Source organism: Micromonospora sp. CA-249363, from assembly GCF_050950185.1.
Classification (GTDB): Bacteria; Actinomycetota; Actinomycetes; order Mycobacteriales; family Micromonosporaceae; genus Micromonospora.
The window spans coordinates 4047851-4067418 of the sequence record NZ_CP192020.1; the positions used below are offsets into that span (position 1 = coordinate 4047851).

17 protein-coding genes are annotated in these 19568 nt (G+C 71.0%); 4 read left to right on the plus strand and 13 right to left on the minus strand.

Annotation, left to right across the window (positions count from 1 at the left end; translation table 11 throughout):
* Window positions 1–313: 313 nt before the first annotated feature.
* Window positions 314–2047 (plus strand): cellulose binding domain-containing protein, encoded by a 1734-nt coding sequence (locus ACQPZK_RS18490; RefSeq protein WP_433534177.1) that lies wholly within the window; start codon window positions 314–316, stop codon window positions 2045–2047.
* Between the two features lie 106 nt (window positions 2048–2153).
* On the plus strand, window positions 2154–3089 hold the full coding sequence (locus ACQPZK_RS18495) for a hypothetical protein (protein ID WP_433534178.1): 936 nt from the start codon (window positions 2154–2156) through the stop codon (window positions 3087–3089).
* 17 nt (window positions 3090–3106) lie between these two features.
* Here ACQPZK_RS18495 and ACQPZK_RS18500 read toward each other — a convergent pair whose 3' ends face one another.
* From ACQPZK_RS18500 to ACQPZK_RS18510, 3 genes are all read right to left on the minus strand, one after another.
* Entirely contained in the window at window positions 3107–4186 is a 1080-nt protein-coding gene (locus tag ACQPZK_RS18500) for a glycosyltransferase family 2 protein (protein WP_433534179.1), read from the minus strand.
* A 39-nt stretch (window positions 4187–4225) separates the two neighbouring features.
* The gene (locus ACQPZK_RS18505) at window positions 4226–6010 is read right to left on the minus strand and encodes a hypothetical protein (RefSeq protein WP_433534180.1); all 1785 of its coding nucleotides are present in this window, start codon (window positions 6008–6010) and stop codon (window positions 4226–4228) included.
* A 171-nt stretch (window positions 6011–6181) separates the two neighbouring features.
* Window positions 6182–7645 (minus strand): endo-1,4-beta-xylanase, encoded by a 1464-nt coding sequence (locus tag ACQPZK_RS18510; RefSeq protein ID WP_433534181.1) that lies wholly within the window; start codon window positions 7643–7645, stop codon window positions 6182–6184.
* Between the two features lie 594 nt (window positions 7646–8239).
* On the opposite strand from ACQPZK_RS18510, the gene ACQPZK_RS18515 reads away from it, so the two are divergent.
* Together ACQPZK_RS18515 and ACQPZK_RS18520 are read left to right on the plus strand one after the other, a co-directional pair.
* Window positions 8240–9040 carry a hypothetical protein gene (locus ACQPZK_RS18515; protein WP_433534182.1) on the plus strand — a complete coding sequence of 267 codons (801 nt, stop codon included), beginning with the start codon at window positions 8240–8242 and terminating at the stop codon, window positions 9038–9040.
* A gap of 12 nt (window positions 9041–9052) precedes the next feature.
* A complete protein-coding gene (locus ACQPZK_RS18520; RefSeq protein WP_433534183.1) occupies window positions 9053–9331 on the plus strand; it encodes a hypothetical protein in 279 nt (92 codons plus the stop codon).
* A gap of 98 nt (window positions 9332–9429) precedes the next feature.
* On the opposite strand, the gene hpxZ is transcribed toward ACQPZK_RS18520, so the two are convergent.
* From hpxZ to ACQPZK_RS18570, 10 genes are all read right to left on the minus strand, one after another.
* Window positions 9430–9816: an oxalurate catabolism protein HpxZ gene (gene hpxZ / locus ACQPZK_RS18525; RefSeq protein ID WP_433534184.1), complete on the minus strand. Its 387-nt coding sequence runs from the start codon at window positions 9814–9816 to the stop codon at window positions 9430–9432.
* Window positions 9817–9854: 38 nt separating this feature from the next.
* Window positions 9855–11483, minus strand: coding sequence for a regulator (locus tag ACQPZK_RS18530; RefSeq protein WP_433534185.1), 1629 nt, complete (start codon window positions 11481–11483; stop codon window positions 9855–9857).
* Between the two features lie 12 nt (window positions 11484–11495).
* Window positions 11496–12188, minus strand: a complete 693-nt coding sequence (locus ACQPZK_RS18535) for a cysteine hydrolase family protein (protein WP_433534186.1) — start codon at window positions 12186–12188, stop codon at window positions 11496–11498.
* Window positions 12189–12196: 8 nt separating this feature from the next.
* Window positions 12197–12886 (minus strand): biuret amidohydrolase, encoded by a 690-nt coding sequence (gene biuH / locus ACQPZK_RS18540; RefSeq protein ID WP_433534187.1) that lies wholly within the window; start codon window positions 12884–12886, stop codon window positions 12197–12199.
* A gap of 38 nt (window positions 12887–12924) precedes the next feature.
* A complete protein-coding gene (gene atzF / locus ACQPZK_RS18545) occupies window positions 12925–14715 on the minus strand; it encodes an allophanate hydrolase (RefSeq protein ID WP_433534188.1) in 1791 nt (596 codons plus the stop codon).
* A 205-nt stretch (window positions 14716–14920) separates the two neighbouring features.
* Window positions 14921–15709, minus strand: coding sequence for an Ig domain-containing protein (locus ACQPZK_RS18550; protein WP_433534189.1), 789 nt, complete (start codon window positions 15707–15709; stop codon window positions 14921–14923).
* A 170-nt stretch (window positions 15710–15879) separates the two neighbouring features.
* The gene (locus ACQPZK_RS18555) at window positions 15880–16536 is read right to left on the minus strand and encodes a GntR family transcriptional regulator (protein WP_433539247.1); all 657 of its coding nucleotides are present in this window, start codon (window positions 16534–16536) and stop codon (window positions 15880–15882) included.
* A gap of 152 nt (window positions 16537–16688) precedes the next feature.
* The gene (locus ACQPZK_RS18560) at window positions 16689–17612 is read right to left on the minus strand and encodes a peptidase inhibitor family I36 protein (protein WP_433534190.1); all 924 of its coding nucleotides are present in this window, start codon (window positions 17610–17612) and stop codon (window positions 16689–16691) included.
* 6 nt (window positions 17613–17618) lie between these two features.
* On the minus strand, window positions 17619–18503 hold the full coding sequence (locus ACQPZK_RS18565; RefSeq protein WP_433534191.1) for a peptidase inhibitor family I36 protein: 885 nt from the start codon (window positions 18501–18503) through the stop codon (window positions 17619–17621).
* 35 nt (window positions 18504–18538) lie between these two features.
* Complete coding sequence (locus tag ACQPZK_RS18570; RefSeq protein WP_433534192.1) at window positions 18539–19327, minus strand: peptidoglycan-binding domain-containing protein; 789 nt, start codon at window positions 19325–19327, stop codon at window positions 18539–18541.
* Window positions 19328–19568: the final 241 nt, after the last annotated feature.

Below are 19568 nucleotides of genomic sequence, written 5' to 3' on the forward strand. Positions count from 1 at the left end.
CCCGCTCGCCGCATCGCCATCCTCGCGCCGCCGCCCCCGCACCACCGCCGGCGCGGGCCGATCCGGCGTCGACTCCCGGCCGCCGCACCGGCGTTCCCCGGTGTGCACCCTCCGCGAATCGTCGCGCGGTGTGGGGATCGGCGGCCGACACGGCATGTCGAGGGTGACCGGCAGGGCTGATCTGGACAGCGGATCCGACCATCGCCGTCGCGCCCTTGGGAGCGCTCCCGGCGACGCCTGACCTCCGCCCGACGCCCTCCGAACCGACCAGCCCGGACGCGTCGGCCGCCACCACCATCTCGGGAGAAGTCTGATGAGAAAACGAAGGGTCACCAACGCCGCCCTCGTGTCGGCGGGCGCCGTCCTGCTGGCGTCGACAGCGGTCGCGCTGGCCGCGCCCGCCGGCGCCGCAGCCGCCGGCTGTGCCGTGAACTACGCCGTGTCATCGCAGTGGCAGGGCGGCTTCGGCGCGAACGTCACGATCACCAACCTCGGTGACGCGGTCAGCAGCTGGACGCTGACCTGGTCCTACAGCGCCGGACAGACCGTCACGCAGGCCTGGAACACGACACTGACCCAGAGCGGCGCCGCCGTCACCGCAAAGAACGTCAGCTACAACGGGGGCATCGGGACCAACGGCACCGTGTCGTTCGGGTTCAACGGCTCGTGGACGGGCAGCAACCCCGATCCGTCCAGCTTCGCGCTCAACGGCGTGACGTGCACCGGCGGCACGACGCCGACCACACCGGCCCCGACGACGCCGCCGCCCACCACACCGCCACCGACCACCCCACCCCCGACCACGCCGCCGCCCACCGGTCCGGCGGACATCACGGTGAACGGCAACACCAGGTACCAGACCGTCGACGGATTCGGAGCCGCCCAGTCCATCTGGGGCAGCGCCTGGTCGACCACGGACACCCAGACGCTGGTCGGGCTGGGCGCCAACCAGCTCGGCCTGTCCATCGTGCGTACCGGCCTCTCGCCGGAGTCCAGCGAGTGGGCGACCCACGTCAACTCGTTGAAGACGGCGAAGGCGTACGGGTCGAACGTGAAGATCCTCGCCTCGCCGTGGACCGCTCCCGCGGCCTGGAAGACCAACAACAGCAGGACCAACGGCGGCAAGCTGAAGACCGACTACTACGACGACTACGCGAACCACCTGAACAGCTATGTCCAGTACATGCGGGGTCAGGGCGTGACCATCGACGTCACGTCCGTGCAGAACGAGCCGGACTGGCACCCGGACTACGACTCGATGGACTGGAGCGGCACCGAGCTGCGCACCTTCGTTCGCGACCAGGGTGCGAGGGTGCAGAACAGCAAGCTGATGGTGGCCGAGGCGGTCAACCTGAACTACGGCTACACCGACCCGACCCTGAACGACGCGACCGCCCGGAACAACATCGGTTACATCGGCGGCCACCTGTACGGCACCGAGTCCGCGGGGCGGCTGGCCCCGTACCCCCTGGCCGCGACGTACAACAAGCCGGTGTGGATGACCGAGTGGAACCTGCACGCGGCGGACGGCAGCGGCTCGAACATCTGGGGCAACCCCAGCAACCTGGCCGTCTGGAACGAGACGCTCGACGACATCATGCGGACGGTGCACCGGTCGATGGAGGCCAACTGGAGCGCCTACATCTGGTGGTACGGCAAGCGCTACTACTCCTTCATCGGTGACGGCGAGGCGGCCTACGGCACCACGGCGGGCGCCCCGCTCAAGCGCGGGTACGCGTTCTCCCAGTACGCGAAGTACGTCCGACCGGGCTACCAGCGGGTGGCCCTGACCAAGAGCTCCAAGGCGTCTCCGCTGGAGGTGACGGCCTACCAGGGAGACGGCAAGATCACGCTGGTCATCCTCAACCGGTCGAACAGCGCGGTCAACAACGCCGTCATCCAGGCCCCGCAGAACGTCAGCCGGGCGGAGTACTACCTGACCTCGCAGAACGCCAACGCGGCGAGCCAGCCGACAAGCGTGAACGGAGGCCAGGCCACCATCAACGTCGGCGCGCGGAGCATCTCGACCCTCGTGTTCACGCTCTGACCGCCGCCGCGATACGACGAGCGTGAGCCGGATTCCCTCCGGTCGGGGAGCGCCCTCCCCGACCGGAGGGAAGCCCTGCGGCGGGGGCGCCGCGAGGATCACAGGCATGACGACGACGGCGCCCCGCACACGCAGCAGCGGTCACGGCCTGACGTACGCCGTACTCGGCTGGGCCGTGGCCTACGGCGCCCTACGCCTGGTGTGGACGGTCGGACCCACCCCGGAGTTCCCACCGTTCGGGTCCGACCTGCTCGGCTTCACGGGCTGGCGATCGGTGGCGTTGTGCCTGGTCGCGGGCGCGGTGGCGGCCGTCCTCGACCGTACGACGTCCTGGCGGCCGGCCCTTGCGGGACTGGCCTGGATCGTCGCCGGCGCGCTGGTCGCGGCGGCGGCGATCCTGCTGCCGGAGCTGGTGAGTCTCCTGCTGTTCGCGCCCGGACCGTCGTTCGACCCGCTGGCGTTCGCGAGCCGGCTCGGCTGCGCCACGGGTGCGGCGCTCCTCGGCCTGCACACCTTCGACTATCAGCGCCGCACCCGTGGCGACTGCCCCGACTGCTGCCGGACGGTCCGACCCGGCCAACGGCGCTCGACGCCCGCGCCGTGGGCACGCTGGGGGGCGTACGTCGCGGTGGCCGGGCTCGTGACCCGCTTCGCGGCGCAGGCCGTGGTGGGCTTCGACGACCTCGCGCAGAACGCGACCATCATCGGGTTGGAGATCGGTCTGGTGCTGGCCGGCGTGCTGCTGCCGCTGGCGCTGGTGCACTCCTGGGGTGAGGTCTGGCCGGGGTGGGTGCCGTTGCTCGCCGGCCGGACGATCCCCCGCCGGCTGTTGCTGGTGCCGGGTTTCGGGCTCGGGGCGGCCATCGTCGCGTACTTCGGCATGGGGATGGCGCAGGTGGCGTCGGGGTCGGCCAGCGAGTTCTCCGACGCGTTCCTGTGGGTGGCCATGTCGGCGTACTGCCTCCTGGGGCTCGGCCTGCTCGCCGCGTCCACCGACTACCACCTGCGTACCCGCAGAGCGTGCCGGGCCTGCGGACGCTGACCCGCCGCCGGCCCCGCTCAGCTCCGGTCGGGGTCGCCGACCGCACGCCGACCGGACGCCGGCCGGGAGAGGGGATCCTCCCGGGCCGACGTCGCCCGTTGGCCCCGCACCGGAGCGCGCGGCGCGGGCCGCGCCGGAATACGCGGCCGCTCGCCCGTCTCCGCGACGAGGTGCTCGGTCTCCTGCACCAGGTAGTGCGGTCGACGTTTGGTCTCGTAGTAGATCCGGCCGATGTACTCGCCGATCACGCCGAGGATCGTCATCTGGATGCCGCCGAGCCCGATCACGCTGACGATGATCGTCGTGTAACCGGGGACGTCGATGCCCTTCTCGACCGCGTCCGCGACCACCCACGCCATGTAGGCCAACGCGATGAGGGTGAGGAACAGCCCGCCGTAGATGGCCAGGCGCAGGGGCCGGTTGTTGAACGACAACAGGCCGTCGAACGCGTAGTTGAAGAGCTTGCTGAGCGTCCACCTGCTCCGCCCGGCCTGCCGGGTCTCGTTGGGGTGCGCGACGACGGCCGTACGGAAGCCGATCCAGGAGAACAGGCCCTTGGAGAAGCGGTTGTACTCGGGCATCGCGAGTATCGCGTCCACCGCGAGCCGGGACAGCAGGCGGAAGTCGCCCGCGCCGTCCTGGAGGCGCACGTCGATCCACCAGTTGATCACCCGGTAGAAGGACCGGGAGGCGACCATACGGACGAACCGGTCGCCGCGCCGGTCCCGACGGGCGATCACCTGGTCGAAACCCTGCTGGTACAGCGTCACCATCTCGGGCAGCAGCCGGGGCGGATGCTGCAGGTCGGCGTCCATGATGACGACCGCGTCGCCGGTGGCGCGCTGCAAGCCGGCGAGCATCGCCGCCTCCTTGCCGAAGTTACGGCTCAGCGACGTGTAGCAGACGGTCGGATCGGCGGCGGCGAGCCGGCGCAGCGCGTCGAGAGTGCCGTCCTCGCTGCCATCGTCGACGTACACCACCTCGACCTCGACGTCGGGCAGCTCGGCGAGGGCGGCGCACACGGTCTCGTGCAGCCGCTCGACCGACGCCTCCTCGTTGAAACAGGGCACCACGACGGACAGTCGCATGCTCGTCACCTCACCCCGCCCGCACCCGGGCATCCGCCGCCCACCGGGTCAGAGGTGGTAGACAAGCGTGCCATCGAGATCCTCCCGGGTGATGCCCAACCCGTCGATGGGCCGGGTCGCGATGCTCTCCCACGGCGTTCCCACGACGCGGCTCGGCACGACCATCACCGAGCGCACGCCGATCCCGCGCAGGTGCGCGACGCTGACCGGATCGGGGAACGACGCCACCGCCGTCCGGGTCTGCGCCTGGCTGACCGGCTCGAACCCGGCCAGACCGTTCGTCACGCGGGGGAACCCGTCGGTCGTCCACAACATGTACGTCAGGTCGCCCAGTCCCCCGGCCGGCAGCACGAGGATCGGGTCCTGCACCGTCCGCATCGCGGCCGGGGGCTGCGGCACGGTCAGGTGGGGTGTGGAGTTGACGCCCTCCAGGGTGACCACCGTCAAGGGAATCAGCAGGACCAGCGGCGTGAGGGTCCGCGCCCACTGGCGGGGCGTGGACTGCCGCAACGACTCGGCCAGCGCGGTCACCGCGCCGGCGGCCAGCACCGCGAGCAGCAGGCTCGTCCAGTGCATCATCCGGCCGGGCGTCCGCAACGCGTCCCAGCCCGGCAGGAGCGTGGACAGGGTCAGGTAACCCGGGTCACCGTCGCCGCCGAGGGTGGCGCCCAACCCCAGCAGCACCGTGCCGACCACGCCGAGCCCCAGCGCGACCCGGTGCCGCAGCGGGTACGCCGAGAGGAACAGCCCCGCCGCGGCCAGCCCGATCAGCATCATGCCCGGCAGCAGCGCCATCTCCGGTGGCCAGGAGAGCTGTTCGCGAGCGGCGGCGTGCCGCTCACCCCACAGCCACGAGTCGGCCGGCGCGGTGACGAAACCGATCAGCGGGGGCGAGAACATCTTCGTCCAGTCCAGCGTCCGCTCGGCCTGCGGGTTGAGGTCGACGACGCGCAGGTAGACCATGCCCAGCAGGAGCGTCACCAGGCCGAACACACCGCCGCCGACGAGATCCGCGAGCAGCAGCCGCCGGCCGAACGGAGGCCGTTCCCGCTTTCGCCACCAGAACCAGCCGTAGCAGCCGGCCGCCACCAGGACCGCGGCCAGCAGGAAGTAGACAAGCGGCAGGCCGATGCCGAACCCGAGACTGACCTGCCAGGCGGCGACGAGCCACCCGGCCACCGCCCAGCCCGGCCTGCGCAGCTCGGGCCGGTACCCGTGGCGCAGCGACCAGCCGTGACCACGGGCCAACATGGCCAGCGACAGCGCGATCGCCCCGCTGGACAGGATGTTCAGGTGCCCGGAGTGCGCCAGCCGCCAGGGCGCGTACGCCCACGCGATCCCGGCGACCGCGCCGCCCCACCGGTTCGCGCCGAGCTGCCGCGCGAGGGCGTACGCCCCGAACGACGCCAGCGCGTGCAGCAGCACGTACAGCAGGTTGTAGTGGATCACGGCGGCCGTGAAGCCGGAGCCGAGCATCCCCATCGGGGCGTAGCCGAGCAGCGTGTCGCTGTAGGCGTACGTGTACGTCTCGGGGTAGAACGTGTTCGAGTTCCACAGGTCGGCCGGGCTGCTCAGCAGGGCGTGCCCCGACCAGGCGACCTGCCACGCCTGCAACAGCGGATCACCCAGGTCGCCGGGGACCGTGGTCGCCGGGTGGCGCATCGTCGGCCAGGTCAGCACCACCGCCAGTAGCAGGCTCGCCGCCACCGCCACGGTCCATTCCGAACGCGCCCAGTTCCATCGACCCCAGTCGGCCGGCGGCCGATCCTCGGGGATCTCGTCGGGGGTCACGTCTTCCGAGGTTGGTGGAGGGGTGGCGGACCGGATAATCATGAAATCGATGCTCTCCAATAGTGCCGGGGTTGTCCATCTGATGTCCGAAGCGTGGCGGGTTCTCCCGCACGACGCAACGGCCGCACACCGATAGACGGTGCGGGGAGCGGCGACGGTGGCACGGACGACGAACGTCCGCGCCACCGCGCTGCCGATCCGACCGACGGATGATCAGCCGATCTTGATCAACTGCCACTGCTGGTTGTTGCCGCCCCAGTCCGCGTACTGGACGACGTTGCCGCCGTCGGCGGTGGACGCGCCCTGCACCTCGACCGCCTTGCCGCTGTTGCGGTTGATGAGGCGCACGTAGCCCCCGGAATCCGCCACCCGGAACTGCTGGTTGGTGCCGTTGCCGTCGGTCCACTGCACGATCGCCGCCGAGTCGGCGGTCGAGCGGTTGTAGACGTCGAGCACCTTGCCGGAGTTACGGGACTTCAGTCGGTAGTAGCCACTGCCGGAGTCGACGAACTGCCACTGCTGCCACGCCCCGTCGTTGCGGGTCCACTGGTCGATCCGGGCGCCGTCGGTGGTCGCCCGCTCGTACACGTCCAGGGCCTTGCCGCTGTTGCGGTTGATCAGGACGTACCAGGCGGTGGTGTCCACCGACGAGCCCGGCGGGGGCGTGGTCGGGGTGCCGCTGCCCGCGTTGAGGGCGTTGAGGACGGAGGTGTACGCCGCCTTCTTGTTGCCCGACCGGTCGAACAGCAGGGCGTTGTCCGAGCCGCGCCACGAGTCGCTGTCCCGTACGCCCCAGGTGGTGATGCCGGTGCAGCGCGACACTGCCAGGCAGGCGCGGGTCACCGAGGCGTAGATGTTCGCCTGGTTGGAGCCGGTCATCACGTCCAGTTCGGTGATCTGGACGTCGACGCCCAGGTCGGCGAAGCGTTGCAGGTTGGCCTGGTAGTCGCTCGCCAGCGTGGTGCCGAGGTGGGACTGGAAGCCGACGCAGTCGATGGGTACGCCGCGGGACTTGAAGTCGCGGACCATGTTGTAGATGCCGGTGGACTTGGCGTTGATGCCGTCGGTGTTGTAGTCGTTGTAGCAGAGCTTGGCGCCCGGGTCGGCGGCGCGGGCGGCGCGGAAGGCCGCTTCGATCCAGTCGTTGCCGGTGCGTTGCAGGTTCGAGTCGCGTCGGCCGCCGCTGCCGCCGTCGGCGAACGCCTCGTTCACCACGTCCCAGGCGTAGATCTTGCCGCGGTAGTGGGTGGCGACCTGGGTGACGTGGTTGATGGCGGCGTTGCGCAGCGCGGTGCCGGACATGCCCTGCGCCCAGCTCGGCTGCTGGGCGTGCCACAGCAGGGCGTGCCCGCGCACGCTCATGCCGTTGGCCTGGGCGTGGCTGACGAGACGGTCTCCCCCGGTGTAGCTGAACCGACCCTGCTGGGGCTCGGTGGCGTCCCACTTCATCTCGTTCTCGGGGGTGACGCTGTTGAACTCGCCGTTCAGGATGCTGACGTACTGGCTGTCGGAGAGCTTGCCCGTCGCGACGGCGGCGCCGAAGTAGCGGCCCTTCTCGGCCGCCGACGCCTTCAACGTCGTTCCGGCGCTGGCCGTGGGAGCCAGCGCGACCGTCATACCCGCGGTCAGCGCGACCGCGAGGGTCGCCGTCGCCAGCAGAGCTTTTCTACGTCTCATGTCGATCCTTCTCAGTGCGTCGGCGGTGGTGATGTGCCACTTCGCTCAGGACGACCTGTTCCCGGCAGCGCACGCCGGGCGGACCAAGGAATCCGGGACGGTCATCCTGGGCCACCTCGCACCGGCGCACGCGGGATCGGCCGGCGTTCGCCGGGAACCGCACGAGTCCTGAGACGGCGTCCGTTGCCCGTAGGACGCCGTACGTCGAGGCGCGACCACGGGACTCGCCCGGTGAGCCACCGACGCCGCCGACCTCTGCATCGAGGGTGAGCGATAACATGCTGTTCGTCAAGATGTAACGAGCCGGACAAACGCCCCCTGGTCGGCATCGGCCCACGACGATGCGGCTGCGGGGTCACACCGACCGGATCATGCGGTGGTATCGATGGACGCGATCCTTGTTATCGCTCACAGGGCCGGTCTGCCCTGTCCTTGCACCGCGAAAGACGTCGATCGCCCGCGACAGGTGTAGCCCGAGTTCCCCAGGGGCAACAATCCGCGCATGGGTGGGACGCCGCGGGTCGACGAGCGACTGCTCGACCAGGGACGTCGACGTGACGACGCCGCTCCGACGCGACGGTCGGCGGCAGCCGCGTGACGCCGCCGAGGCACTGCCCGCCACCGGTGGCTCTCGGCGCGGTCGCGCTCGGCGCTGCCGCGCTCGCGGCGGCCCTGGGCGCCGAGCCCGCCTCCGCCGAGACCACGCCGATCCCGACGCCGGCGACCACCGGGCCGACGGAGACCGCCACCGCAGGGGGAATCGTCGGCTCGCTGGTGCGGGGCCTGCTCGACACTCCCCTGCACATCGATCTTCCCCTGCCGACAGCGCTCCCCCTCCCCCTGCCGACCGCTGTCCCGGTACCGACGGCGGTCCCTCTGCCGACCGCCACCCCCCTGCCCCTGCCGAAGGTCACCGGGCCACCGGCCTCGACGGACGAACCGGCGACTCCCACGCCCAGCCGAGCCCCCAGCACGCGACCCTCGTCCCCGCCACCCGACGCGCGGACGCCGATCGCCTCCTCTGCGCGCCCCACCCCGCCGTCGTCGCCACCGCTGACGGTGCGGGCATCCCGCGCCGACCGCGCCGACCGTCGCGTGCCCGCGCGCCGGCCGACGGAGATGACGGCCGAGAGGTCACCGACGCCGGTCCCCGCACCTCTTCCCCTACCGGCGCAGCCCGCGCTCGTACCCGCATTCGTGTCCGCGCCCAGCGGCACCGGCGCCGGGGGCGCCGACCTGACGGCGTCGACGAGCGACACGCCGCCGTCCATCGGGCCGCTGCGTCGAGGCGGCGCCGTCGGGCCCCTCGACAGCCGGGCCACCAGTCGACCCGTCCAGCGGGGTCCCCCGCCACCCCGGCAGCTCCTGATCACCCATCCACGTCCACGACGTTGATCAGGAGAGATCATGGAGCTAGCCATCATCTGGGTACCCGCCGACATCGAGCCGTCGGAACACGCCATCGCGACGTGTCTGAACCACCTGCGCCGACATGACTACCGGCTGAACGGGATCATCCGCGCGCCGTGGGAGACCGTCGAGCAGAAGATGGTCGACGGCGAGGTGGACGTGGTCGTCATCGCCGACCCCGCCCACCTTCCGCCGGACCGGTCGCCCCGGATCGAGGTGGCCACGTCGCCGGGTACGGACGAGGACCGTCCGACGCCCGGCACACCGTTCGGCTGACGCCACGAAGCGCCCCGTCCACACCGGACGGGGCGCTTCGTCGTGCGGTCGGTCATCGGGCCGCGACCACCTCCGGCCGGTTTCGGCTCGGCGACCGGTCAGTCGAGGTCCGGTGCGGGTTCGGAGACGTGTGCGGTGACGATCCGCCACCCGACGGGCAGGCGTACCCAGGTCTGGGTCTGCCGTCCGGTGGCGGCGGTGCCGGCGTACCCGAAGCGGGTCGTCACGACCGCGAGGTCGGCGCCGAAGGTGCTGATCCTCGTCTCGACCAGCCGGCGGTCGGCCGGCAGCGGTGGCTGCGCGGCCCGCCACTTGCGCTGTTCTTCCAGCCCGTACTGATGGTCGGCGAGACCGAACCGCACCGTCCGGTCGGAGTCCCAGAAGTACCCGCAGATCGCCTCGGCGTCACCGTCGATGAGCGCCCGCTCGTATCCGGCGAAGGCCGCCGCCACCTCGGCGACCACGTCCGCGCGATCGATCTCCATCCGGTACGTCCTCTCCATCTCCTCGAGTGGCCCCAGGCTCAGCCGCGCACCGGCGCGGTCCGCTGCGCGTCGGCCTCCGGCTCGGTGGCGGGCACGGCCGGACCGTCCGTCTCGTCCATCTCGGCCTCCCCCGGCTCGGGCACGCGTGGCGTGGGACGACCGAGCGCGAAGACCCCGCAGAACACCGCGACGAAGAGGTAGCCGAGCGCCACCTGCCCGTTGGCGTTCCACTCGATCCGCTCACCGTGGATCAGCCCGATGAACGACAGCACCGCGCCGGTTCCGGCGAAGACCGCCGCCCGGACGAACCGCTTGTCGATGATGAACACCACCACCGCGCCGAGCACCAGGCCGGCGAGGATGGCACCCTGGCCCAGCACCAGCAGCCCGTCGTAGACGACGCCGGCACCGTTGAGCGCCTCGTCGCCCACCGTGGCGGCGGTGGTGCCGGCGGCCGCCAGCGCGTTGTCGATCTGCCCGGTCGCCCAGGCCGCGATGTTCGGCACCAGCGCGGCGACCACGGCCGCGGCGTGCGCCCGCGGGGTCGCCTGGAACGCCTGCGCCCCGATCAGCAGACCGATGTAGAGCAGGATCGGCACGATGGCCGCCGTCGGGAGGATCGCCGCGAGCAGTCCGAACATGCCGAGGAAGCAGAGCACGGCGATCACCACGCCGGTCGCCATCGAGTAGCCGCTGCGGCCACCCGCGGCCTTCCAGCCCGGATGCCCGACGTAGACGGCGGGCGGGAACGGGGAGCCGAGCGCCGCGCCGATCACCGCGCCCGCGCCGTCGGCCAGCAGCACGCTGCGCAGGTTGTAGTTGTCGCCCGCGGTCGCCGCGCTCTCCACGTTGGTCATGCCCTCGGTGAAGTTGTAGACGCCGAGAGGGATGGCCGTCGCCAGCAGCGGGGCCATGTCGGACAGCCCGGTGAACAACAGGTCGAGCTTGAACGAGGGTACGGCGACCGCGATGTCCCGGGCGGCGGCCGTCACGTCCGGCACCGACATCGCCCCGCCGACCCAGCCGATCGCGGTGCCCACCAGCAGGGCCGCGAGCCCGATCGGGAAGTTGAACGGCAGCTTAACGTCGGTGAGCAGGCCGATGAGCAGCAACGCGAAGACCGGCAGGGCGACCCAGGCCATCCGCCACATCTGCCCGGCCGGGTTCATCGAGATGAAGGTGATCGAGATCCCGGCGAGCGTGCCGAGCAGCGCCGCCCGGGGCGCGTACCGGCGGATGTAGGGCCCGACGAACGCGCCGATCAGCACGATCACGCCGATGATGAAGGCCCACGCCAGCCCGGCCTCCCAGGCCCGCACCGGGTCCTGGGTACGCAGGTAGATCGGGAGCATGATGACGAAGATGACGATGAACATGTGCGGCACGCTCGGCCCGTACGGCAGGGCCGTCACGTCGGTGCGGTTCTCCCGGCGGGCCAGCCGGCGGGCCAGGTAGGTGTAGTAGATGTTGCCGGCGACCAGGGCGATGCCGAGCGCCGGCAGGATGGTGCCGAACACCTCCCCCTCGGGCAGCTTCACCACCCCGATGCAGAGCCCGGTCAGGGTGAGCACGTTGACCAGGACGTTGACGCCGAAACCGAAGAACGCGTTGGTGTCGCCGCGCACCCAGAAGGGGAGCGGGACGACGGTGGGCTTCGAGGAGACCATGGCTGCTCCCGGTCAGGAGGAGGGTTGCAACGCGGAGGTGGTGGGCAGCACGGCGCGGACCTGCGTCGAGTCGGCGACCCACCCGAAGATCCCGCCCTGGGCGGCGATCATGTCGAGCCCCACCCGGTGGAACTCGGGAAAGTAGGACCCGACGCAGTCGGCGAGTACGAGGCACTCGTACCCGCGGTCGTTGGCCTCGCGGACGGTGGTGTGCACGCACACCTCCGTGGTGACCCCGGCGACCAGGAGGCTGCGGATGCCCCGCTCGGCGAGCAGACCGTCCAGGTCGGTGGCGTGGAACGCGCCCTTGCCGGGCTTGTCGACGACTGGCTCGCCGGCCACTGGGGCGAGTTCGTCGATGATGTCGTGGCCGTACTCGCCGCGGACCAGGATCCGGCCCGTGGGGCCGGGATCGCCGATCCGCTTGCTCGGCGCGCCCCGGTTGAGCTTGGCGGGCGGGCAGTCGGACAGGTCGGGCAGGTGCCCCTCGCGGGTGTGCACGACGGCCAGGCCGACGGCGCGGGCGTCCGCCAGCAGGGCCGCGAGCGGCGCGATGGTACGACGTAGTTGGCTCACGTCGTTGCCGAGGCTCTCACCGAAACCGCCGGGCTCCAGGAAGTCCCGCTGCATGTCGATGACGAGCAGCGCGGTGGTCGAGATGTCGAAGGAGTACGGGCCGGGTCGCGCGGCGGCGATGGTCGGCATGGCTCACCTCACTTCGCCGTGGCGGCGATGACGTCGTCGGATGTGGCGACGCAGCCGAAGACGCCGCCCTGCATGGTGACCATGTGCAGGGCGGCCTCGTGGTTGGCCTTGTCGGTGGCGCCGGTGCAGTCGGCCAGGATCAGGCACTCGTATCCCCGGTCGTTCGCCTCGCGCATCGTGGTGTGCACGCAGACGTCGGTGGTGATGCCGGTGAGGATCAGGTGGGTGATGCCCCGGGTCCGGAGCACGAGGTCGAGGTTGGTGGCGTAGAAGGCGCCCTTGCCGGGCTTGTCGATGATCACCTCGCCCGGCAGCGCGGCGACCTCGGGCACGATCTCCCACCCCGGCTCGCCCCGGACCAGGATCCGGCCGGACGGACCCGCCCCGCCGATCTCCGCGCCGATGCGGGCCGAGCGCCAGCGCTTGTTCGCCGGCAGGTCGGACAGGTCGGGGTCGTGGCCCTCGCGGGTGTGCACGATCAGCATCCCGAGCGACCGGGCGTGCTCCAGCAGCCGGGCGGTGGCCGGCAGGCCGGCCCGGGTGAGACCGATGTCGTATCCCATCGCGTCGACGTAACCGCCCGGCCCGCAGAAGTCGGTCTGCCAGTCGATGCAGAGCAGCGCGGTACGCGCGGTGTCGGCCACACCGTCGTACGGCCACGGGTAGGGGTTGGCCGGTACCGGCCCGATGCTTCCCATCCTCTCGCCTCCTGTCGTGATCGCTGATGCGCCCCGCCTCAACGCCGGGCGGCGGCGGAACGGCGGTAGGCCCGCCACCCGCCACTGGCGCTGATGTCCTCGGCCGGCGGGCCGGCCGCGTACGTCTCGCAGAGAAAGCCGAGCACGTCCCGCCCGTCGTGCAGCCGGACCCAACCGAGCGAGAGCGGTGCCGGCACGCCGGCCAGCAGTCCACCGAGCGCGGCGCTGGGCAGCCGCCACAGCTCGACCTCGATCGGGTGGCCCGCCGAGGTCTCCGGGGCGACCCGGACCAGCCCCGGCAGTCCCTCGCCGTCGGCGGTGTCCATCCGGTAGAGCCGGTAGAGCGGCGCGGTACGGGCGACGCCGGCGAGGACCGCGCCCCGCCCGAGCAGTTCCCCGTTGCGGGACTCGCCGCTCAGGTGCCGACCGACCACGGCGATCAGCACCTCCGCCGAGGTGGCGGCGGGCGGTTCGGGCACGGCGTCCCGGCCCGTGGTGAGGGTGGCGGCGAGCTGGGCCAGCGTGGTGTCGCTGAACGCCGGACCGAGCAGGGTGAGGCTCGCCGGCCGACCGGCGGCGGTGAAACCGTTCGGTACGGACACCGCGGCCAGGTCGAGCAGGTTGGCGAACTGGGTGTAGCGGCCCAGCATGGCGTTGCGCCCGATCGGGTCCTCGGCGATCTCGTCGAGGGTGAAGGTGGTGCCGACGGTGGGCACGACGAGCACGTCGACGTCCTGCCAGAGCCGGTCGACCTGGGCGCGCAGCTCACGCAGGCGGTGGCGCCCCCGGAAGGCGTCGACCGCGTCGTAGCGTCGGCCGGTCTCCAGCACGGCCCGGGTGACCGCCAACACCGACTCCGGACGCGACCGCAGGAAGTCACCCAGGCCGACGAGGCGCTCGGCCACCCAGGGCCCCTGGTAAAGCAGGTCACCCGCCGCGAAGAAGTCGCCGAGCGGCACCGAGCGCAACGACCCGACGAGGGTACGCAGCAGTTGCACCCCGGCGGCGAAACGGGCCTCCTGCCCGGTGTCGCCGAAGAACTCGAGGTCTTCTGCCCAGGGCACCCCGAGGCGTAGCGTGCCCGGCATGCGGGCGACCACCCGCTCCGCCGGTAACGGACGGCCCCACGGGTCGGCCGGGGTGACGCCACGGGCGGCGTGCAGCACGTCGACGGCCCCCGCCACGTCGGGCGTGAAGACCGACACGCAGTCGAGCGAGCGGCAGGCGGGCACCACGCCGGCCGTGCTGAGCAGACCGCGGGTGGGCTTGAGGCCGACGATCCCGTTGAGCGCCGCCGGCACCCGGCCGGAGCCGGCGGTGTCCGTACCGAGGGCGAAGCTGACCTGGCCGTCGGCCACCGCGACCGCGGAGCCGGAGCTGGAGCCGCCGGAGATGAGCCCGCCGCCGAAGACGCTCTCGCAACTGCCGTACGGCGAGCGGGCGCCGGTCAGGCCGGTGGCGAACTGGTCCAGATTGGTCTTGCCGACGAGCAGCGCGCCGGCGTCGAGCAGGCGGCGTACGACCGGAGCGTCCTGCGCCGCCTCGTATCCGAAGTCGGGGCAGCCGGCCGTGGTGACCATGCCCGCGACGTCGATGTTGTCCTTGACCGCGAACGGGATGCCGTACAGCGGGGACGCGGGATCACCGTGTCGGGTCAGCGCCTCGGCACGGGCTCGCAGGTCGTCGGCCGGCACCGTGCTGATCCAGACCGGCCCGTCGGCGCGCCCCGCGAGCCCGTCGAGGACCCGTTCGACCTGGTCCGTCGGGGTCAGGCGGCCCTCGCGGTACGCCGTCCGTAGGTCCGAGATGGATCCGACTGGCTCTGGCATACAGTCGATTGTCGACCGTTCTGTTACAGCGGGCGACCCGTTCTGTATCGGGGACATGACGGCTTGTGCGCCCGCCGACCCCCGGCTGGGCCTGTTTCAAGAGCGGCGGCCGAGCCGAGGCGAAGTCGGGGCGGCGCTCCGGCAGGGCGCGGTGGCGCGGTCGGGCGGCGCCCGTCCGACCCCGGACGGGCGCCGCCGGCGTTGCTCAGCAGCGCGTGCAGGGAGAGTCCTTGCGGACGCTCCAGGTGAAGGTGGTGCTGCCCAGGCTGCCGAATCCGTCGTCGGCGGTGACCGTGACGTTGTAGGAGCCGATTTGAGTGAGCGTGCCGCTGATCCGGCCGGTCCCGGGTTCGATGGTCAGCCCGGGAGGTAGGTTGACCGCCGTCCAGGTGTACGAGTAACTGCCGCCGGTGGCCTGCATCTGCAGCCCCCCGTTGTCCCCCTTGAGCGAGCTCTGGGTGCCCGGGTTGGTGACCGTCACCGTGCTGGGATTCGGGCCGGTGGGCGGAATTTCGGGAAACGAGCAGTTCAGCGATACCTGCTGCGACGCGATCGACCTGGTGATGTACTCCGGTTCGCCCGAGCGGTACTGGACGGTGGCGGTCGCTCGACCCGAGTAGAAGCCCGAGTCGCAGAGCGTGTTCGGGGTGGTGACGCCGAGCGCGACCACGGGGATCGAGGTGCCGTCGGTCCACAGCGTCGTCCGGCCGTTCACGGTCGTGCCGGCGCCGCCGCCCGTCCCGTGGTACAGCAACTCCACCGAGAGGTCGACGCGCCGCACCGCGCCGTCGCACGTGACCGTCGCGGTGTAGTTGACGATGTTGTTGGCCGCCTTCCACGGCACACTGTCCGGCAGGACGTACCAGCAGTAGTGGCCGTCGGGGGTCGCGGCGGCGGCCGGCGTACCGAGGCCCAGGGACGCGATGGACATGGCCGCTGCGGCCACGGTCAGCAGCACGCGGGACCCGTTGCGACGCAAGAGATTTCCCCTCATCGATGCATGTTCCCACGGGCGAGTCGGGAGCGGCAATGGCCTCGTACAGCTGATGGGAAGAGGGCCGCGCCCTCGATGTCGGTGTGCACGTCGAGGACGATTGAACAGCCGACGGAAAGGGGGTGTCCTGCCCGCCGCACGCGGTCGAAGCGCGCTTGCTCTGGCTGAACCTAGTCCAGGTAGGAGCGTGCGCCGTGCTCGGACAGCACGGACAGGACCTCCTCAGGGTCTCCCCCGGCGACCGCCTCGAGCAACCGCTCGTGCCGGTGGACCCCGTCCAAGGGCTGCGCCACCTCGGCCTCACGCCGCAGGTTGATCGCCATGTAGAGCTGCAACTTCACCAGGATCGAGCCGTACACGGCGGACAGTTGGCGGTTGCCGGCGAGTGCGACGAGCGCGACGTGGAAGGCGCGGTGCGACTCGGCGACCCGCATCCGGTCGCCGACCCGGGTCGCCTCCCGCATCGCGTCCAGCGTCGCCCGCAACCCCGCCAGATCGCTCTCCCGGCCGACCGGGATGCCCGCCCGCACCGCGAACCGCTCCAGGACGTCCCGCAGCTCGTACAGCTCCCGCACGTCGCGGTCGGAGAGGGTGGCCACCCGGACGCCGCGCCGGGGCACGTGCTCGACCAGCCCCTGCTGTGCCAGCAACCGCAGCGCCTCCCGCAGCGGCGCGCGGCTGATCCCGAGCCGACGGGTGAGCTGCTCCTCGACGAGGCGTTCCCCCGGATCGCTCTTGCCGCTGAGGATCTCCCGGGTCAACCGGGAGACGGCGAGGTCCACCAGACTGACGCTCTCCAGCTCACCGTCCATCGTCGGTGCGGCCATGTCGTTCACTCCGCCGAGTCTGCCACCTGTCGCCGTCCGAGCGGCGGGGGCGCGGGCGTACGGCCCGGCGACCGCTCCGGCCGCGCCGTGGCTGCCCACGAGCGTGCCGCCCGCCGCGGGCGCGCGACGGGCGGCACGGTTGACGCGAGACGTCAGGAGATGACCACGTCGCGGTAGTAGTGGCGCAGGATCGACTGATAGCTGCTGCCCGAGTTGGCGAGGTCACGCGAGCCGTACTGCGACATCCAGTCCCCGTCCACCCAGCCACCGCACGCGGTGGTGGTCGCGCAGTAGTGCGATTGCAGGATGTTGCCGCTCCGGGTCATCCGGGTCGACCAGGTCCGGTCCACCGCCGCCGACGTCGAGGACTGCGCCGACGACGGCCGGTAGACCTGGTCGCCCGTGTCGTCCCGGACGTCGTAGCACTGGCCGCCGGGGGTCTTGCGGGTCGAGTGCAGCGCCCAGTACCAGCCGTAGCTCTTCACGGCCATCGCACCGGCGTCCAGTGAGGCGGCCGGCCAGCTCGTGATCCACTCGTTCGGAAGGACGTTCTTGACGTACGTCTTGAAGTCGACCCGGTCGACGCGTCCGAGACCGACCCGGTAGACGAGGATGGTGCTCGGCAGTCTGCTGTTGGTGCCGTCGGTGCTACAGCCCGTCGCCCCGCTCAGCAGTTCGTGCGAGGCGTTGTTGTTCTTCAACGTGGCGTTGAGGTTGCCCTTCGCGCCGGCCGTGAAGTCCTGCGTCGTACCCGCGAAGTTGCTGTTGAAGTAGACCCGGACGGTCCTGCCGGTCCGGTTCCACACCGACGCCGCGTTGTTCTTCACGCACAGGCCCTTGCCGGCGCCCGTGCCCTTGAAGTCGTAGCAGGTCGGTTGGGTCGTGCCGTAGTCGTCAAGCGAGTCGGTGAAGTCGGAGACCGAGCCGGCCTGGTTGCTGTTGTAGTAGTAGCAGAACTCGCCGCTGTCGCAGGTTCCGTCCCGCCCGGCCGCCGCCGCCGGCGACGCGACGCTCAGGATGGAGGTGGACATGGCGAGGACGGCGCTGACGGCGGCGAGGCCCTTGCGGATGTTCACGGCGTCCTACTTCTCGTTGTAGCCCTGGGAGTTCCAGAACGCGGTCGGATCGGCGTTGTCCAGGGTGGGGTCCCCGACGCTGACGGCCGCGTGGGTCTGCCGACCGGCCCGGACCTCGACGTGGGTGTGCGCGCCTGAGCTGGAGGACACTCCGTGCCATGACTCATCGGCGATGATCTCGCCCTTGCTGATGGCGTCCCCCACGCTCACCCCGGACCTGGGCGCGGTGTGCAGGTAGATCACCGTCTTGTTGAGCGAGGAGTTGTAGACCGAGATCGTGGACAGGCCGCCGCTGCCCGTGCTGCCACGCGCGACGTAGATGACCGTGCCGGAGACCAGGGCGCGCACGTCCGAGCCGACGCTGCGGGCGATGTCGATGCCCTCGTGCCGGCCGGGCGTGGTGGTGTAACCGTCGAAGCCGCACGTGACCGAGCCGCCGCTGGCCTGGTACAGGGCGTACGACAGGTTCGTGCGCGTCGACGGCGAGAACTGGTGCGAGGCGTTGTTGTTCTTCAGCGTGGCGTTGAGGTTGGTCTTCGCACCGGCGGCGAAGTCCTGGTACGAACCGGCGTAGCCGCTGTTGTAGTAGACGCGTACGGTCTTGGTGCTGCGGTTCCAGACCGAGGCGGCCTCGTTCTTGATGCACAGGCCCTTGCCGGCGCCGGCGCCCTTGAAGTCGTAGCACGAGGGTTGCTCGGTGCCGTAGTCGTCGAGCGAACCGGTGAAGTCCGAGAGCGATCCCGCGTTGTCGCTGTTGTAGTAGTAGCAGAACTCGCCGCTGTCGCAGACCCCGTCCCGGGCCGCCGCCGAGGCGGGCGCCGCGACGCTGACGATCGAGGTGGTCGCGGCCAGCGCGACGCCGACGGCGGCGAGACTCTTACGGATGTTCATGGTGTCCTTTCCGGGACGGTGAGGGGGTGTGCGGGTCACTGCCCGCGCTGGTACTGCTCCCAGGTCTGGATCGGGATCTGGGGGCCGTCGTCCGGGCCACGGTTGGCCAGACCGTTCATGCCGAGGTGGTAGTCACCGGTCTGGTGCTGCGCCTGGCTGGACAGGTCCGTGTCGCTGATCGCCGCGGCGTGGATGTGCCACGGCCAGTCGCCCTGACTCGGGTTGCGCACCCAGGCCGCGAAGCCGACCCGTCGCAGTGCCCGGACGACGGCGGTGCGCCGGGTCGCGGTCATGCCGGTGACCGCGATGTCCACCACACCCCCGCCGTCATGCGTGCCGGCCGAGGTCGGGTCACCCCCGGGGTTGTACGAGCCCTGCTCGAGCACCAGGGTCTGGCCCAGCAGACGCTGCGCCTCGGCCAGCATCGCCTGGGTTCGGGCGTTGACGACGTACCCGTCGCGCGGGACCTTCGCGCCCGGTCCGATCGTGTTGGCGACCGTGTAGCGGTTCTGCCCGAGCTTGGTCAGCGACGCCACTCCGGGCAGGCCGTTCGCGGCCAGTCCGGTGTAGCCGAGCGAGCGCTGGTACGCCGCGTACGCCGAGACGGTCACCGTGCCGAAGTAGCCGTCGACCCACTGCGCGTTCAGCAGGCCCTGCGCCTGCAACGCCTGTTCCACGGCGAGCACGGAGGTCTTCGCACCGGGCGTCAGTGTGTTGTCGGCCCGACGGGGATCGATCTGAGCGGCCAGGACGGTGGCCTCCATGTCCACGATCGGCCACGCGGCCGTGGTGGTGGTCCGCTGCGCTGTGGCGCCGGATGCCACCGCGGGACCCGGGAGGCCGACGGCCACGCAGAGCGCGGCGAGTCCGACTGTTGACCAGGGACGGCGCAAGGTGGGTCCTCCTCGTAACTGGGGAGTCGTTCTCGGTTCGACCTCACCCTGCGAGAAGTGCCCTGCTGTTCGGTACCCCCGGTGTCCTGTCAGATCCGTCAGGCCATCACTGACCTCGATGAATGCGGTGTTGTCAGCTCGGCTCGAAGCCCGTGTCTGACATCGCGACCCG

Bases quoted from the DNA above. Each gene is read 5' to 3' on its own strand.
- ACQPZK_RS18520 (WP_433534183.1), top strand. From the start codon at position 9,053: ATGGAGCTAGCCATCATCTGGGTACCCGCCGACATCGAGCCGTCGGAA.
- ACQPZK_RS18565 (WP_433534191.1), bottom strand. From the start codon at position 18,503: ATGAACATCCGTAAGAGTCTCGCCGCCGTCGGCGTCGCGCTGGCCGCG.
- ACQPZK_RS18530 (WP_433534185.1), bottom strand. From the start codon at position 11,483: ATGGTCTCCTCGAAGCCCACCGTCGTCCCGCTCCCCTTCTGGGTGCGC.
- ACQPZK_RS18535 (WP_433534186.1), bottom strand. From the start codon at position 12,188: ATGCCGACCATCGCCGCCGCGCGACCCGGCCCGTACTCCTTCGACATC.
- ACQPZK_RS18510 (WP_433534181.1), bottom strand. From the start codon at position 7,645: ATGAGACGTAGAAAAGCTCTGCTGGCGACGGCGACCCTCGCGGTCGCG.
- ACQPZK_RS18495 (WP_433534178.1), top strand. From the start codon at position 2,154: ATGACGACGACGGCGCCCCGCACACGCAGCAGCGGTCACGGCCTGACG.
- biuH (WP_433534187.1), bottom strand. From the start codon at position 12,886: ATGGGAAGCATCGGGCCGGTACCGGCCAACCCCTACCCGTGGCCGTAC.
- ACQPZK_RS18505 (WP_433534180.1), bottom strand. From the start codon at position 6,010: ATGATTATCCGGTCCGCCACCCCTCCACCAACCTCGGAAGACGTGACC.
- ACQPZK_RS18555 (WP_433539247.1), bottom strand. From the start codon at position 16,536: ATGGCCGCACCGACGATGGACGGTGAGCTGGAGAGCGTCAGTCTGGTG.
- ACQPZK_RS18490 (WP_433534177.1), top strand. From the start codon at position 314: ATGAGAAAACGAAGGGTCACCAACGCCGCCCTCGTGTCGGCGGGCGCC.
- hpxZ (WP_433534184.1), bottom strand. From the start codon at position 9,816: ATGGAGATCGATCGCGCGGACGTGGTCGCCGAGGTGGCGGCGGCCTTC.
- atzF (WP_433534188.1), bottom strand. From the start codon at position 14,715: ATGCCAGAGCCAGTCGGATCCATCTCGGACCTACGGACGGCGTACCGC.
- ACQPZK_RS18550 (WP_433534189.1), bottom strand. From the start codon at position 15,709: ATGAGGGGAAATCTCTTGCGTCGCAACGGGTCCCGCGTGCTGCTGACC.